General features: G+C 71.1%; 12 protein-coding genes. 8 read left to right on the forward strand and 4 right to left on the reverse strand.

Annotated elements, in window-relative coordinates; genetic code table 11:
* Positions 1-51: 51 nt before the first annotated feature.
* The 3 genes from ACIBJB_RS18110 (at position 52) to ACIBJB_RS18120 (ending at position 3040) form a co-directional block, all read left to right on the forward strand.
* Positions 52-1257, forward strand: a complete 1206-nt coding sequence (locus tag ACIBJB_RS18110) for a sensor histidine kinase (RefSeq protein ID WP_398931548.1) — start codon at positions 52-54, stop codon at positions 1255-1257.
* A gap of 94 nt (positions 1258-1351) precedes the next feature.
* A complete protein-coding gene (locus ACIBJB_RS18115) occupies positions 1352-2011 on the forward strand; it encodes a response regulator transcription factor (protein WP_398931550.1) in 660 nt (219 codons plus the stop codon).
* A gap of 105 nt (positions 2012-2116) precedes the next feature.
* Positions 2117-3040 (forward strand): CPBP family intramembrane glutamic endopeptidase, encoded by a 924-nt coding sequence (locus tag ACIBJB_RS18120; protein WP_398931553.1) that lies wholly within the window; start codon positions 2117-2119, stop codon positions 3038-3040.
* 182 nt (positions 3041-3222) lie between these two features.
* Here the strand turns inward: ACIBJB_RS18120 and ACIBJB_RS18125 are convergent, their stop codons facing one another.
* Entirely contained in the window at positions 3223-3570 is a 348-nt protein-coding gene (locus tag ACIBJB_RS18125; protein ID WP_398931555.1) for a hypothetical protein, read from the reverse strand.
* A gap of 122 nt (positions 3571-3692) precedes the next feature.
* Between ACIBJB_RS18125 and ACIBJB_RS18130 the strand changes: the two genes are divergently transcribed.
* From ACIBJB_RS18130 to ACIBJB_RS18140, 3 genes are read left to right on the forward strand one after another with little or no spacing between them, the layout of a single operon-like run.
* Complete coding sequence (locus ACIBJB_RS18130) at positions 3693-4349, forward strand: RNA polymerase sigma factor (RefSeq protein ID WP_398931557.1); 657 nt, start codon at positions 3693-3695, stop codon at positions 4347-4349.
* Positions 4346-5344, forward strand: coding sequence for a CU044_5270 family protein (locus ACIBJB_RS18135; protein WP_398931559.1), 999 nt, complete (start codon positions 4346-4348; stop codon positions 5342-5344). Before ACIBJB_RS18130 ends, ACIBJB_RS18135 begins: the two co-directional genes overlap by 4 nt.
* A gap of 36 nt (positions 5345-5380) precedes the next feature.
* Positions 5381-5701 (forward strand): antibiotic biosynthesis monooxygenase family protein, encoded by a 321-nt coding sequence (locus ACIBJB_RS18140; RefSeq protein WP_398931561.1) that lies wholly within the window; start codon positions 5381-5383, stop codon positions 5699-5701.
* A 53-nt stretch (positions 5702-5754) separates the two neighbouring features.
* On the opposite strand, the gene ACIBJB_RS18145 is transcribed toward ACIBJB_RS18140, so the two are convergent.
* Positions 5755-7326 carry a carbohydrate-binding protein gene (locus ACIBJB_RS18145; RefSeq protein ID WP_398931563.1) on the reverse strand — a complete coding sequence of 524 codons (1572 nt, stop codon included), beginning with the start codon at positions 7324-7326 and terminating at the stop codon, positions 5755-5757.
* 126 nt (positions 7327-7452) lie between these two features.
* Between ACIBJB_RS18145 and ACIBJB_RS18150 the strand changes: the two genes are divergently transcribed.
* A complete protein-coding gene (locus ACIBJB_RS18150; RefSeq protein WP_398931565.1) occupies positions 7453-8070 on the forward strand; it encodes a phosphoribosylanthranilate isomerase in 618 nt (205 codons plus the stop codon).
* Between the two features lie 268 nt (positions 8071-8338).
* Here the strand turns inward: ACIBJB_RS18150 and ACIBJB_RS18155 are convergent, their stop codons facing one another.
* Positions 8339-11197: a hypothetical protein gene (locus ACIBJB_RS18155; protein WP_398931567.1), complete on the reverse strand. Its 2859-nt coding sequence runs from the start codon at positions 11195-11197 to the stop codon at positions 8339-8341.
* Between the two features lie 310 nt (positions 11198-11507).
* Here ACIBJB_RS18155 and ACIBJB_RS18160 point away from each other — a divergent pair, with 310 nt between their 5' ends.
* Positions 11508-12011: a signal peptide protein gene (locus ACIBJB_RS18160; protein ID WP_398931568.1), complete on the forward strand. Its 504-nt coding sequence runs from the start codon at positions 11508-11510 to the stop codon at positions 12009-12011.
* A 60-nt stretch (positions 12012-12071) separates the two neighbouring features.
* Here the strand turns inward: ACIBJB_RS18160 and ACIBJB_RS18165 are convergent, their stop codons facing one another.
* Positions 12072-13673, reverse strand: a complete 1602-nt coding sequence (locus tag ACIBJB_RS18165; protein ID WP_398931570.1) for an alpha/beta hydrolase — start codon at positions 13671-13673, stop codon at positions 12072-12074.
* Between the last annotated feature and the right edge of the window lie 217 nt (positions 13674-13890).

Consider the following 13890-nt stretch of genomic DNA (forward strand, 5'->3'; position numbering starts at 1 on the left):
CGAACCATTTTTCCGCCTAGGGTCGTTGTCCTCCAGCCAGAGGGGGTTCGGATGGCCACCGCCGACGTCAAGAGCCTTGCCGTGGGGACCGCCACGACCGCGGCCGCCGCGCTCGGCCAGCTGGTCTCCGGACTCGGTACGGCCGTCCTGACGCCGTTCGTGCTGCTGTGGCTGGTGCTGGCGCCCGGCGGGGTGCGCGTGCTGCACGCCCTGGCCGGCATGGAACGCGTCCGGCTCGCGCGGTGGGGCCCCGAGGTCATCGCCCCCGAGCCCCCGCCGACGCGGCTGTGGCCCGCCCTCGCCGACCCCACGACCCGGCGTGAACTGCTGTGGCTGGTCCGGCATCTGGTCGTGGGCCTGCCGCTGGGGCTGCTGGGCTTCGTCCTGCCGGTACTCGCCGTACGGGACACCGCGTTTCCGCTGTACTGGAAGCTCGCCCCGAAGGACGCGACCGCCACGTCCATCGGGATCGGCGTCGCGCACTCGTGGCCGGAAGCCCTGGCCGTGTGCCTGCTCGGTGCGGGCTGGATCGCCATCATGCTGGGGCTCACGCCCGGCATGGCGCGGCTGCAGGCGAGTCCGGGGCGCCGGCTCCTGTCGGCCGGTCCCGACGCGGATCTCTCCCTGCGCGTCGCCGAGTTGACCGCCACCCGGGCCGCCGCGCTGGACGCCCACGCCACCGAACTGCGGCGCATCGAGCGCTCGTTGCACGACGGCACCCAGAACCGGATCGTCACGGTGACCGTGCTGCTCGGGGCCGCCCGCCGCATGGTCGCCCGTGATCCGGCCGGGGCCGACGAACTCCTGGAGCGGGCCCAGTCCGCGGCCGAACAGGCGCTGGCCGAGCTGCGGACGGTCTCCCGCAGCATCCTGCCGCCGGTGCTCGCGGACCGGGGGCTGGCCGGGGCGCTCACCGGGCTCGCGGCGGAGAGCGCGGTGCCGTGCACGGTCGATGTCGAGATGCCGCGGCGATGTGCGGCCTCCGTCGAGGCGACCGCGTACTTCGTGGCGGCCGAGGCGCTGACCAACATCGCCAAGCACAGCGGGGCGTCCCGGGCCACGATCACGGTCCGCGCCCCCGGCTCACGGCTCCTGCTGCGGATCACGGACGACGGCCGGGGCGGCGCCGACGAGCACGCCGGCTCCGGCCTCACCGGCATCCGCCACCGCATCGCCGCCCACGACGGCACCCTCCACCTGACGAGCCCACCGGGCGGCCCGACGGTACTGGAGGCGGATCTGCCGTGCGGTGTGTGAGTGGTGGTGCGCGGTGGGGCGCGGCCCCGTGTGAGGACGCTGTTCGTCCGGCGAGTGCGTCGGGTGGCCCGATGAGTCTGGAGAGGGAACTGTCATGCGGATCGTGATCGCCGAGGACGATCCTCTGCTGCGGGAGGGGCTCGCCCTCCTCTTGCGTGCCGAAGGGCTGGACGTGGTCGGCACCGCCGACACCGCCGAGGGGGCGCTCGACGCCATCGACGCGCACAAGCCCGACGTGGCCATCCTCGACGTACGGATGCCGCCCACGCACACCGACGAGGGGATCCGCGCGGCCGTCGAGGCCCGGCGGCGCAGGCCGGAACTCGCCGTCCTCGTGCTCTCCGCCTACGTCGAGCAGAGCTTCGCGACCGAGCTGCTGACCGGCGGGGTCGGCGGGCTCGGCTATCTGCTCAAGGAACGGGTCGGCCGGGTCGAGGAGTTCCTCGACGCGCTGCGCCGGGTCGCGTCCGGCGGCACCGCCATCGACCCCGAGGTCGTCGCGCAGTTGTTCACGCGGTCACGTCAGGACGCGCGACTGGAGCGGCTCAGCCCGCGCGAGAAGGACGTACTCGCCCTGATGGCCGAAGGGTTGGGCAACAGTGCCGTCGCGGAGAGGCTGTTCGTGACCGACGGGGCCGTGCACAAGCACATCCGGAGCATCTTCGCGAAGCTGGACCTGGCGCCGACGGACCAGGTGGACCGGCGGGTGGCGGCGGTGTTGCGCTACCTGGAGGACGCGCGCCGAGCCCGCTGAGGTACAGCCTGCTGTACCGGGAGTCGGGGCGTGCGCGGCAATGATCCGGGGGCGCCGCGCTGATGTGCTGGAGCCATCACATCAGCCCCTCCGAAGGGATCCGCGGTGAGCGTCCACGTCCCCGTGAACACCGGCAGCAGCACCGACAGCACTGAGACCCGACCCGCTCCGCAAGCGGACGGCGGTCTGCGCGGCAGCATCCGCCGTAACCCTCTGACCTGGTTCTTCACGCTGGCCTTCGCGCTGAGCTGGGCCGCCTGGACGCCGTACGTCCTCTCCGAGAACGGCCTCGGCGTCTGGCACTTCGCCTTCCCCGGCTCCGGCGGCGCCACCCAGGTCACGGGCGTCCTGCCCGGCGCCTACCTCGGCCCGATCGCCTCGGCCCTGCTGGTCACCGGGATCACGGAGGGACGCGCGGGCCTGCGGACCTGGCGGGCCAGGATGACGAAGTTCAAGGTGAGCTGGCGCTGGTACCTGGTCGTCCTGCTCGCGGTGCCGGCCACGCTGACCCTCGCCTCGGCCGTGCTGGCCGGCCGCGGTCCCGCACTGCCGCCCGTGATGGTCCTCGCCGCCTTTCTTCCCGGACTGCTCATCCAGATGATCACCACCGGTCTCGCGGAGGAGCCCGGCTGGCGCGAGTTCGCGATGCCGCGGATGCAGCTCCGCTACGGCCCCCTGACCGCGACCCTGTTCGTCGGCGCGCTGTGGGGCTGCTGGCACCTGCCGCTGTTCCTCACGGAGTGGGGCGGCGGGCCGCACGTGGCGTGGACCGTGCCGGTGGAGTTCATCGCGATGACGATCACGTTCAGCTGCGTGATGACCTGGGTGTTCAACACGTCCGGCGAGAGCATGCCGCTGGTCATGCTGCTGCACACCGGCGTCAACAACTTCTTCTCGATCGCCTGGTCGGACATGTTCCCCTCGCTGTCCGACGGCGACCTCGCCCACGCCCTGCTCCTCAGCACGACGGCGGCGGCCCTGATCCTGCTGGCCGCGACCCGGGGCCGGCTGGGCCTGCCCAAAAGGTGACCCGCAACCACCGCCCACGCACCGCACACGAACGGGCCCCCGGCGCCTCCCTCGTCGCCCCGGGAGCCCGTTCCGGTGCTTCCCCTGGTGCTGTTCGTCGCTCGCGCCGGATCGGATGTCGATTCGCCGCACCAAATGTCACCGCAGAAATGTCGCTGCACAAATGTCGACGGGGCTCGCGGCTACTTCTGCGTGCCGCCCGCGAACTGGAGGGAGATGTGCCGCAGCACCTCCGCGGAGGTGTCGGTGCGGCCCGCGTCGTGGACTTCTGCCAGTTGGACGAAGGCGAACGCGAAGCAGTTGGCGATGCTCGCGATGGCGGGCCCCAGCTCCTCGGCCACGGCGTCCGCCGCCGCGAGGCCACTGGCGTCCGCGGGAAGGTGGATCCGTGGGAGGGTCTCCACGAGAAGCGCGGAGATCGCCCCGGTCAGCGAGGCCTGCCGGTCGGGGTGTTCGCGGACCTGCCGTCGCATCTCCAGTGCCTCGGTGAGGATGCCGACGACGTTCTGCATGACCTCTCGCTGCTCCATGGACGCAGCGTAAGCGCTCCGCGGCGACGCTGGTGCGGGGCGATGCCGGCAGCGTGTGCCGCAAGGCGTGTGTGTGGCGCAGAGCACAGGAACTGCGGGGCGAGGTGCGGAGCGTTACGGGTGTGAGGGAAACAGAGGTGGCGGAACCGGACCGGGCGCGGATTCGGGCCGGGGACCGGGCGGCGTTCGGGGAGTTGTACGACCGGTACGCGCGGGCGGTCTACAACCATGCCCTGCGGCTGACCGGGAACTGGGCGGAGGCCGAGGAGGCGATGTCCGAGACCTTCCTCGCCGCCTGGCGGACGAGACAGACGGTGGAGCCGGAGGGCGGCTCGCTCAAGCCCTGGCTGCTCGGCATCGCCACGCACAAGGCGTACAACGCCAACCGGGGTCTGCGGCGCAGGCTCGCCTTCCTGGCCCGCAGTCCTGAGCCGCGCCCGGTCGAGGACTTCGCCGAGGAGACGGCGGGCCGTATCGACGACGCCCGCCGACTGGCCGTCGTGCACCGGGCGTTGAGCCGCATCGGACGGCAGGACCGTGAGGTGCTCGCGCTGTGTGTGTCCGCCGGGCTCGACTACCGGCAAGCCGCCGAGGCGCTCGGCGTCCCCGTCGGCACGGTGCGCTCCCGGCTGTCCCGCGCCCGGGCCCGGCTCGCGCGACTGAGTGCCGAGGAAGCCGAGGAACCGGGGCGAACCGGGACGGAACCACCCCGGGTCCACGGAGAGATGGAGAGTGAGGCCGCGCTCGCGGCCCTGTTCCTGCGGGAGGAGACCCGATGAGCGAGGCCGAGGAGCTGTTGTCGACCCCGGCGGAGTGGGACCTCCCGCCGGAGCGCCACCGTCACTTCAAGGACGTACTGATGCAGCAGATCGATCACGACACCGCGGTCACGCCCCGGCGGAACCGGTTCCTGCGGCCCGCCGTACTGGTGCCGCTGGCCTCCGCGGCCCTGGCCGGCGCCCTGCTCGTGACCCTCTCCGTGGACGGCCGTGGCCCGGCTACCGGACCCGACCCGTCCGCTACCACGGCCGGCGCCTCCGTCACCCTCAACCGGATCGCCACGGCCGCCATGGCGAGCGACACGGTCCGGGTGCGGGACGACCAGTTCGTGTACGTCAGGACGCTGGTGCGGGAGAACACGGGCAGCTTCACCGGCCCCGTGCGGCTCGGCGCCCTGCACACCGAGGAGCGGTGGACCTCCCAGGACCCGGGCCCGCTCCGGGTCACCGGGTGGATCAAGGCCAGCGGCAAGGACGCGATCATGCCGGACCAGATGCTCCCCGTCGAGTCCCCCGATCCGCGTCCGGCGGGCGTCGACCACCCCACCTACCGGTGGCTGGCCTCGCTGCCCACGGATCCCGACGCCCTGCTCGCCAGGCTCCGCAAGCTGGCCAGGCCGGTCGAGGGCGAGTCGCGGGACCAGGCGGTCTTCTCCCTGATCGGCGATCTGATCGGCGGCACCATCATGCCGCCCGCGAACGCCGCCGCCTTCTACAAGGCGGCCGCCAAGCTGCCCGGTGTGCGGGAGATCCCCGACGCCGTCGACGCGGCCGGCCGGCACGGGATCGCCATCACCCTCGACGACACCGGCTTCGCCACCCGCGACGAGTGGATCTTCGACAAGGAGACCCTCGCCCTGCTCGGCTCCCGCTTCTACATCACCGACCCGGACCGGGGCATCACGACCGAGACCCTGGCCGGCACCAGCGCCGTGATGGAGACCGCCGTCGTCGGCGGGAAGGGCGAGGTGCCCGCCCGGGCGGCGGCACGCTGACGTCCCGCTGATGCCCTTTGGCGCACAATGGGCGCCATGAGCATCGTCAAGATCAACGTACTCACGGTCCCCGAGGAGCAGCGCGAGACGCTGGAGAAGCGGTTCACCTCCCGCGCGGGGACCGTCGAGAACTCGGACGGATTCGAGTGGTTCGAGCTGCTGCGCCCGGTCGAGGGCACCGACACCTACCTCGTGTACACACGCTGGCGTGGCGAGGAGGACTTCCAGAAGTGGATGTCCGGGATGTCGCAGGCCTCGCACGGGGGCGGCGGCGAGCAGGGCCGCCCCAGGCCCGCCGCCTCCGGCTCGACGCTGTGGACCTTCGAGGTCGTCCAGCAGGCCGCGCCCAAGCAGTGACGGCTAGGGGACCCCGGGCACGGATCACACGCGGCCCGGGGTCCCGCGGTGCCCTACAGCGTGATCTGCTTGCCGCCGAAGGTCACGACCAGGCTGCCGTTGGAGGCGTAGGACCAGCCCAGGGCGCCCGCGTAGGTGGAGCAGCGGGAGCCGTTGGTGCCGGACCAGAACTGGTTGGAGCTGTCGGCGTCACCGGCGTACCGGTCGTTGGCTCCGCTGTTGCACGAGGTGTTGCCGCGGAAGACCGAGGTGCCGGTCTCGAAGTTGAAGTTGCGCTCGGTGTTGGCGACGGAGACGTTGCTCGTGATGGTCATCGAGCCGGGGTTGCTGTTGTAGGTGAACCCGTGATGGCCGTTGCCGTAGGCGACGCTGTGCTGCACGACGTGGTTGACCGCGATGTCGTCGCCGCCGAGCTTGTAGCCGTTGCGGTCGCCGTTGCCGGCCTGGGAGCCGTCGGTGAGGGTGCCGTTGCCGTAGGACAGCGAGTACTCGATGGTCACCGGGCCGATCGCGCCGGTGTCGGTCTTGGTGTAGAGGTCCCAGCCGTCGTCGATGTTGTTGTGGGACACCGCGTAACGGAAGACGTTCCCGGTACCCGTCGTCAGCTTCGCGGCGAAGCCGTCGGCGTCCTCGCCGTCGGAGTCGGCGTTGTCGTGGGACTCGGCGCTCAGGATCAGGTTGTTGGCGGGCCACTGGCTCGCCGGGGTGGAGGAGGCGATCCGGCCCAGCTGGAGGCCGGTGTCACGGTTGAAGCGGGTCACCGTGCGCTCGACGACGTTGTTGCTGCCGCCGACGTAGATGCCGTTGTCCCCGGCGCGTTCGACGACGAGGCCGTAGATCTTCCAGTAGTTGGCGTTGAGCTGGATCCCGCGGTTGGTCGAACTCTCGCTCTGCGCAGAGAAGTTGAGCACCGGAGTCTCGCCCGGGTAGGCGGACAGCGTGGTGCGTGCGGACGAGGTGCCGTTGCTGCCGGCCGGGATGGTCACCGTCGAGGAGTAGGCGTACGTCCCACCCCGCATGTAGATCGTGCCGCCGGCGGAGATGCGGCTGATCGCCGAGGCGAGGGTGGTCGGGGCGGTGACCGTGCCGGCCGCGCTGTCTGTGCCGCTCGGTGACACGTACAGGGCGCTGCTCGACGGCGGCGGGGTCGTCGTGCCGGACGTCTCGGCGTCCAGGTAGTCGACGTTGGGCAGGCCGTTCGCGCTGGTCGGGTTCAGCCGGACGGTGTTGCTGCCCGAGTTCACCGGGACGGTGAGCGTCTTCGTGGTCCAGCCGGTCCAGGTACCGGTGGACTCGAAGGACGCCGAGGAGACCGTCGAGCCGTTCACGATGATGTCCGCGGGGCGGGCGGTGGTGGTGCCGTTGGCGAAGCGGACGCTCAGGGTCGCCGTGCCCGATGCGGGTGCGGACACGGTGAACTGGGCGTACGCGCCGGTGGCGTTGGTGCCGTTGCAGAAGCCGCTGCCGGAGTAGCCGGCGTACTCGGTCTCGATGGCTCCGGTGCAGGTGGCGGGCGCGGACTCGGCCTCGTAGCGGGTGGTGGCGGCCTGCGCTGTGGTGCCGGACAGTGCGACGAGCGTGCCGGCGATGAGGCCGACGGAGGTGATGACTGGTCTCAGGTGCATCGTTCGTCTCCATGGTGTGCGGCGACGGGGGCACGTATCGTTCGGAAGGTAAGCGCTTGCCATGGTCGCGTCAACGGTTATGTATGTGATCGTTGTTCATGGACACGAATTGGATACCGTGGCGGCATGACGCTCTTCGTGAAGATCTGCGGCCTGAGGACCGAGCAGGACGTCGACACGGCCGTCGAGGCCGGCGCCGACGCCATCGGCTTCGTCTTCTCCGACAGCCCGCGCCGCATCGACCCCGCGACGGCGGCGCGGCTGGCCGCCAGGGTGCCCGAGAGCGTCGTGACGGTGGGGGTGTTCCGCCGCGAACCCCTGGAGTACGTACGGTCCGTGGCCGCGGAGTCGGGCATCGGGGCCGTCCAGCTGCACGGCCCCGAGGACCGCGACTACTACGCCGAACTCGCGTCCGGCGGTTGGACCCTGATCCGCGCGGCCGCCTTCGGCGACTCCGTGCCGCGCTGCGGGGAACTGGGCGAGGACATGCTGCTGCTCGACGCCCCGGTGCCGGGGTCCGGCATCGCCTGGGACTGGTCGCGCAAGCAGGTGGCCGGGGCCGGCGAGAAGTGGCTCCTGGCCGGGGGCCTCACACCGGAGAACGTCCGGGAGGCCGTCGACGTCACCCGCCCCTGGGGCGTCGACGTCTCCAGCGGGGTGGAGGCGAGCCGGGGCGTCAAGGACCCGACCCTGATCGCCGCGTTCGTCGAGGCCGCGCGGGCGGGGGCCGCCGCCTCGGGGTGAGTCTCCGGGGGCCGGGCAGCTGCGCTGGGCTGGGCGGGGCGTCTACGGGGGTGTCGGGGGAGGTCGTCGGGCGGCTGCGGGTGTTTTGTGGCTGGTCGCGCAGTTCCCCGCGCCCCTGGGGGGGTGTGCCGTGTTCGTCGGCTTTCCGTTGCCCGCGTCCCTGGGGGGTGTGCCCTGTTCGTCGGCTTTCCGTTCGGGGCTGCCGTTGCCCGCGTCCCTGGGAGTGGGCCGCGTCCGCCGAATCGGTCGGCGGACGCGGCTACTTGGGTTACTTCGACGGCGACGGGCTCGCCGCGTCCGCCGGTTCCCCCTTCCGCGGTACGAACGCCAGCGCGTCCCAGGCGATCGAGGCGTCGCCGGTGCCGTCCGCCGTGGCCGAGCTCAGGGAGACGCTCGGGGTGCCCTTGAACTCGTAGGAGCCCAGGGAGACCCAGGTGTTCTTGCCGCCGGTGTCCTGGGAGATCGTCTTCTCCACGACCGTGCCGTCACCGACGTCGATGCGGTACGTCGCCGACGGGGTGTTGGCCTCGTGGTCGGGAAGGTGCACCATGATCTCCGCCCAGCCGCCGATCTTCCGGTCCGGCGTCCAGGTGCCGGTGACGACCGAGTCGGTGTAGCTCGGCACCCGGGTGTGGGTGAGCCAGAAGTGCCCGCCGAAGCCCGCGCCCAGCTGATGGAAGTCGATCTTCGAGGGGTACACGGTCGCACCGTTCTGCTGCGCCGACCCGAAGGTGAACGTCAACGTCCCCCGGCTGGTCCAGTTCTTCTGGCCCGCACACGGGTTGACGCCACCGACCCGGAACTTCACCGTGTTCGGCACGTCGTCCACGATCAGCGCGTCCGCCGGGAGCGTGGAGGCGCAGGCCGCCGGATGCGGGGCCACGACCACCGGCTCGGGGTCGGTCGCCTGGTACTTCAGCACCTCCGTGCCGCAGGTGGCCGTACAGTCCGTCCAGCTCACCGGCTGGTGCCACCAGCACTTGAAGTCGTCCCGCTGGCAGGGCCCCTCGGGCTGGCTCGACCCCTCGACCTTGCGCGGCTTGCTGATGTCGCAGTCGTTGAGCGTGGGCTTGCAGAACGTGTCGTGCGGCGCCTGGGCGTCGGGCGCGTTGCCGGTGGGCCAGTCGCCGACGGTGAACGCCCGCACGGTCGCCCCGGTCGCCGGGTCGGTCTTCTGCTGGGAGTAGGCCGCCCAGCCGAGCACCCGCTCCGGGTACGACCACAGGTTGGGGTTGCGGGCGTCGTCGTAGCCGGAGGAGAGGAACATCTTGCGGTCGGCCGGGTAGATGCCGTTGGCCGGGTTGTTGAACCAGCCCAGGCCCCAGGGGGCGGTGGCGTCGGTCGCACTGGGCAGGTTGAAGCCGCTGTTGTAGGCCCACAGCGCGAGCCACCAGTTCTCCAGGTACTGCGGGTCGCCGCCGTTGACGAGCAGGCCCTTGTCGTACAGCTGGTTCCACTTGTCCTGGAGGATCTGGAGCCCCGCGGCGATGTTGGCCGCGTAGTCCACGGTGATCGCCTGCTGCTGCACGGCGGTGTAGGTGGTGTCAGCGTCGGCCATGCCGCTGGTCACCTGGGAGATGCCGTAACCGCAGTCGGCGGCCGCCCAGTTGACGGTGTGGACGCTGCCGGCGTTGCCGTAGTAGCCGCCCTGGATGAAGTTGCTGCTCTCGCCCGCGGCCGCCCGCGAGCTGGCCTGGAGCAGGTTGGACTCCTGGGAGAGCACCCCGAGCATGATCTGCGCGGGCACCCGGCCGCCGCCCTTGAGCGGGGTGGACGGGAACAGGCCCTGCGGGGTGTACGACGGGAGTTCGCTGCCGTTCCAGCCGCTGCGGCGGCGCACGTCGAGCTTGCCCTGCACGGCGAGGTCCGTCGCCCACTCGGCCTGCGCGGTCGAGGGCTGGAGCGACTGGAGCTTCGGGTCGTTGCGGGTGACGGCGCAGGCGCGGTCGGGGTCGGTGGTGGAGGTCGACGGATCGTCGTCGCCGGGCGTGATGCTGTTGGTGTGGATGCCGTCCGTCAGGGCCGGGGACTGCTCATCGCCCTGAGTCCCCTTCGACGCCTTGGGCTTCACACGGAAGCCGAACGCGGTGTCGGAGCCGGGCACCACCGCGCTGATCCCGACCGACTGGGCGATGTCCGCGGCGGCCTTCCTGCCGCCGGCGGCCTCGGTGCCGTTGCCGACGGAGGTCAGCGCGAGGTCGCCGGTGGTGGAGACCTCGGCGGACGCCGGCACGTCCAGCGTCTGCCAGCTCTTCGGCAGGGCAGGCACGGCGTCCCCGGCGTCCTTGCCGGTCACGAAGACCCGGCCGCCGTTGCCGTGCACCGCGAGGGCGCCGAGCGCGCCGGAGCCGAGGAGCTTGTCGGCGCCCGCCGAGGTGACCCGGCGGACCTGCACCTTCTTCCCGGCCGGGACCTGGTAGGCGAGCCCGCTGTGCGCGTCCGGCACCAGCCGGAACGGCGTGCCGTCGGTCCTGGCCAGGGTGCTGGTCGAGCCCTTGGCGTCCACCGAGACCACGGAGTCGCCCCGGGCGGCCGCGATCTCGTTCCCGAAGGGCACGGCGGAGGTGAGCTGACCGGCGACCGTCTGCTGCCGGACCAGCTCTCCCTTCTGGGCGTCGACGGTGAGCAGTTGCGTGCCGGTGCCCTCGGGGCGGGTGAGGACGGCCTGTTCGCCGTCGCCGCAGCCGGGGTTGAAGTAGGCGAGGGAGACCAGCTCGGGCAGCTTGGTCACGGTGCCGTCGGCCAGGTCGACCACGGCCGCGAACGCGCCCTGCTGGAAGCCCTGTTGGTCGTTCACGGCCTGCCGGGGCGCGTAGACCACGACGGCACGGTCGCCGGACCCGGTCACACAGGTCTGGCCGATCCACTGGTCGGTGTCGATGCCCGGCTCGGAGAGGGTGGCCGCGGTGTGCCACGTGTAGGCGTCGGCCGCGTCGGCGACCAGGACGTGCAGTCCGGTGCCGTCACCGTCGTAGGTGACGATCCGGTCGCCGGACTTCTGCCAGCCGGACGGCAGTTGGGAGGTGTCGGTGACACGGTTCCCCGGTGTCGGGGTGGCCGGGTCCGAGGGGCTGGTCAGGGCCGCGGAGGCGAGAGGAGCGACGAGGGCCAAGGCCAGTACGGACATGCCCGAGGCCGCGAGTATTCTCCCGCGCCGGCTTTTCGGCACCCAGCGGTGCCTTCCTCCTGGATATTCACGAGTGGTGCGCAAGGAATTCCGCCTGGATTCATTTGTGAAGGTCGGGTACCGGCAACGTTCCCCCAGGCCGGTGACGCGGAAGTTATCAGTCCGCCATGAAGGCAACGGGAGTTCGAGGTGGGCTACCGGGCGGTATCCACGGAATATCCACGAGATCCAGGCAACGTATTACTCCTCGTTGAGGTCTCATCTACAGGTAACTCCTGAAACCCCCCACGCATCACGAGGAACAGTGAACGTGTCGAAGAGCACCAGACGTCTCAAGATCGCATTCGTTTCCGTCGCCGTGGCCCTCGCGGGTCTGGCAGCCGCCGGTCCCGCCGCCGCGGCCTCTCCTGCCAAGCCGGCCGCGGCCACCGCACAGGCCCAGCAGACCGCCGTACCCGTCGACTTCGTGGACCTGCCCACCACGTCCCTCGTGGCGGACGGCGAGCGGCACGAGGTCACCGTCACCTACCGCAACGACTCCTCGGCGGACCGGACCGTCGCCCCGCAGCTCCTCGTGGAGTCGCCGGACGCCGGCCCCTTCCTCACCCCGTCGGACGTCGTGGTCGAGCAGCGCACCGCGCACGGCTGCTGGCGGCCGGTGGAGACCGCGAGCCAGACCGGCACGCTCTTCACCGACCTGACGACCGCTCAGCACACGCTCCGCGCCGGCGAGACCCTCACCCAGGTCTACCGGATCACGGTCGTCGACCCCGACGCCCAGGGCACCGTGCAGCCGAGGGTCGCCCTGTACTGACCCGCTTGTTGTGACGCGAGAGGGCCCGGGCCTCCCCCTGAGACCCGGGCCCTCACGCCGTTATCGCAGCGAGCCGATGCGGTCGACCCGGTCGCTCACTCCGTTGCGGAGTTCCGTGAGCGTCGTACCGGGCGGAGCCACCGTCGGGGTGGACGACGGCGGTTGGGTCTCGTCCGCGCAACTCGCGCCGCGAGCGGGGACCTTCAGGTCCACCAGGTAGCTCGTGATCGCGTCCGACGCGCACACACTGCGGCCGAAGGCGGTGTGTCCCTCGGCCCTGAAGGTGAGCAGGCGGCCGTTGTCGAGCTCACGGGAGAGGGCCACCGCGTCCTGGTACGGGGTGTCCGGGTCACCGGTGTTGCCGATGACGAGGATCGGTGCGGAGCCCTTCGCACGGAAGGAACCGGCGTAGCGGCTGACGTGCTCGCCCTTCCACTGCACGCACGCGGTGGCGTGCTGGTGGTCGTAGGTCGGCGGGCCGTAGGCCATGGCCGGGCCCAGCAGCGGGGCCAGCCTGGCGTTGGTCGTGACCTCGCGCTTCAGCCGGTCCCGGTCGGTCGGGTACTTCTTGTCGACGCACTCGACGACGACGTTCGGGTTGAGGAAGTCGAAGCTGGCCGGGGACGGCGGCCGCAGCAGGAACGACGTGTTGTCGCGCTGCTGCGCCTTGCGCAGGGCCTCGCCGAAGGAGGGCCAGATGACCTTGCCCTCGTTGATGTTGAACATCAGCCGGTAGACGAGGGTGTAGCCGTTGGCCTGGCCCCCGTTGGCGGTGGGCACCGGGTTGGCGTCCAGGTCCGCCTTGAGCTTCTGGAACGCGGCCCGCGGATCGCCGTCGCCGAAACCGCAGGTCGCCTGGTCGGCCTTGCACCAGTCCAGGAAGCGGCCCATCGCGCCGTCCAGGGCGAGGTACTGCGGCCGGTCGTAGGCGTAGGGCTTGTTGGTGTAGTGCTCCGGGTCGTACGCCCCGTCGAGCGCGAGCGCGCGGACCCGGTCCGGGAACATCGCGGCGTAGACCGTACCGATGTAGGAGCCGAACGAGCGGCCGTAGTAGGTGAGTTGGTCCTCGCCGAGCGCTTGGCGCAGGAGGTCGATGTCCCGGGCCACGTACTGGGTGCCGACGTACGGCAGCAGGTCGCCGGCGTTGTCCTGGCAGGCCTGGTCGAAGTCGGCGGCCTGCTGGACGGCGGGCTGGTAGGCGCCGGGGCCCGGGGCGCCCTTGGCGGCGGTGACGGCCTTCGTGTACGTCGGGTCGTCCCAGCACACCACCTGGGAGCTGCGGCCCACCCCGCGCACGTCGTACCCGAAGACGTCGAAGTCGTCGCGCAGTGCGGCCGGCAGGTCGTCGTAGTTGCCGCGCACGAAATCCACACCGGAGTTGCCGGGGCCGCCGGGCTGCAGGAACAGCGTGCCCTTGCGCTTGGCGGGGTCGGCGGCCTTCTTGCGGATGACGGCCAGGGTGAGGGTCCTGCCCTGCGGTTCCCGGTAGTCCAGGGGCACTTGAGCGTCGGCGCACTCGAAACCGCCCTGGCAGTCCGACCAGGTCAGGGTCGGTACCGGGGCGGTCTCGTGCTGCTCGGAGGCCCACGCCTGCGGCCCGGTGCAGGCCACGGCGAGCGCGCTCGCCGCGGCTCCGGCGAGTCTGAGTCGTCTGAACTTCACTGTTTCTGTTCCCCCTTGGGCTGGTCGAGCCTCAAAGAACTGGTGGTCTCACAGAAGACACACAGGGGAACACGCGTTCCGGTTCCCACCGGGCCGTGAGGGAACGGAAAAGGCCGTAGTCCCGGAGGTGGACGCGGGGGCCGCCGCGTACTGCGTTCTCAGTAGCGGGGATTGTCGGCAGGCGCACGACGACTCGGCGGGTGTCGTCCGGCCAGTC

Origin of the sequence: Streptomyces sp. NPDC050759 (assembly GCF_044456945.1) — a bacterium.
Taxonomy (GTDB): Bacteria; Actinomycetota; Actinomycetes; order Streptomycetales; family Streptomycetaceae; genus Streptomyces.

Excerpts from the sequence above, each read along its gene's own strand:
- ACIBJB_RS18140 (WP_398931561.1), top strand. The coding sequence starts at position 5,381 with ATGAGCATCGTCAAGATCAACGTACTCACGGTCCCCGAGGAGCAGCGC.
- ACIBJB_RS18155 (WP_398931567.1), bottom strand. The coding sequence starts at position 11,197 with ATGTCCGTACTGGCCTTGGCCCTCGTCGCTCCTCTCGCCTCCGCGGCC.
- ACIBJB_RS18145 (WP_398931563.1), bottom strand. The coding sequence starts at position 7,326 with ATGCACCTGAGACCAGTCATCACCTCCGTCGGCCTCATCGCCGGCACG.
- ACIBJB_RS18115 (WP_398931550.1), top strand. The coding sequence starts at position 1,352 with ATGCGGATCGTGATCGCCGAGGACGATCCTCTGCTGCGGGAGGGGCTC.
- ACIBJB_RS18110 (WP_398931548.1), top strand. The coding sequence starts at position 52 with ATGGCCACCGCCGACGTCAAGAGCCTTGCCGTGGGGACCGCCACGACC.
- ACIBJB_RS18150 (WP_398931565.1), top strand. The coding sequence starts at position 7,453 with ATGACGCTCTTCGTGAAGATCTGCGGCCTGAGGACCGAGCAGGACGTC.
- ACIBJB_RS18135 (WP_398931559.1), top strand. The coding sequence starts at position 4,346 with ATGAGCGAGGCCGAGGAGCTGTTGTCGACCCCGGCGGAGTGGGACCTC.
- ACIBJB_RS18125 (WP_398931555.1), bottom strand. The coding sequence starts at position 3,570 with ATGGAGCAGCGAGAGGTCATGCAGAACGTCGTCGGCATCCTCACCGAG.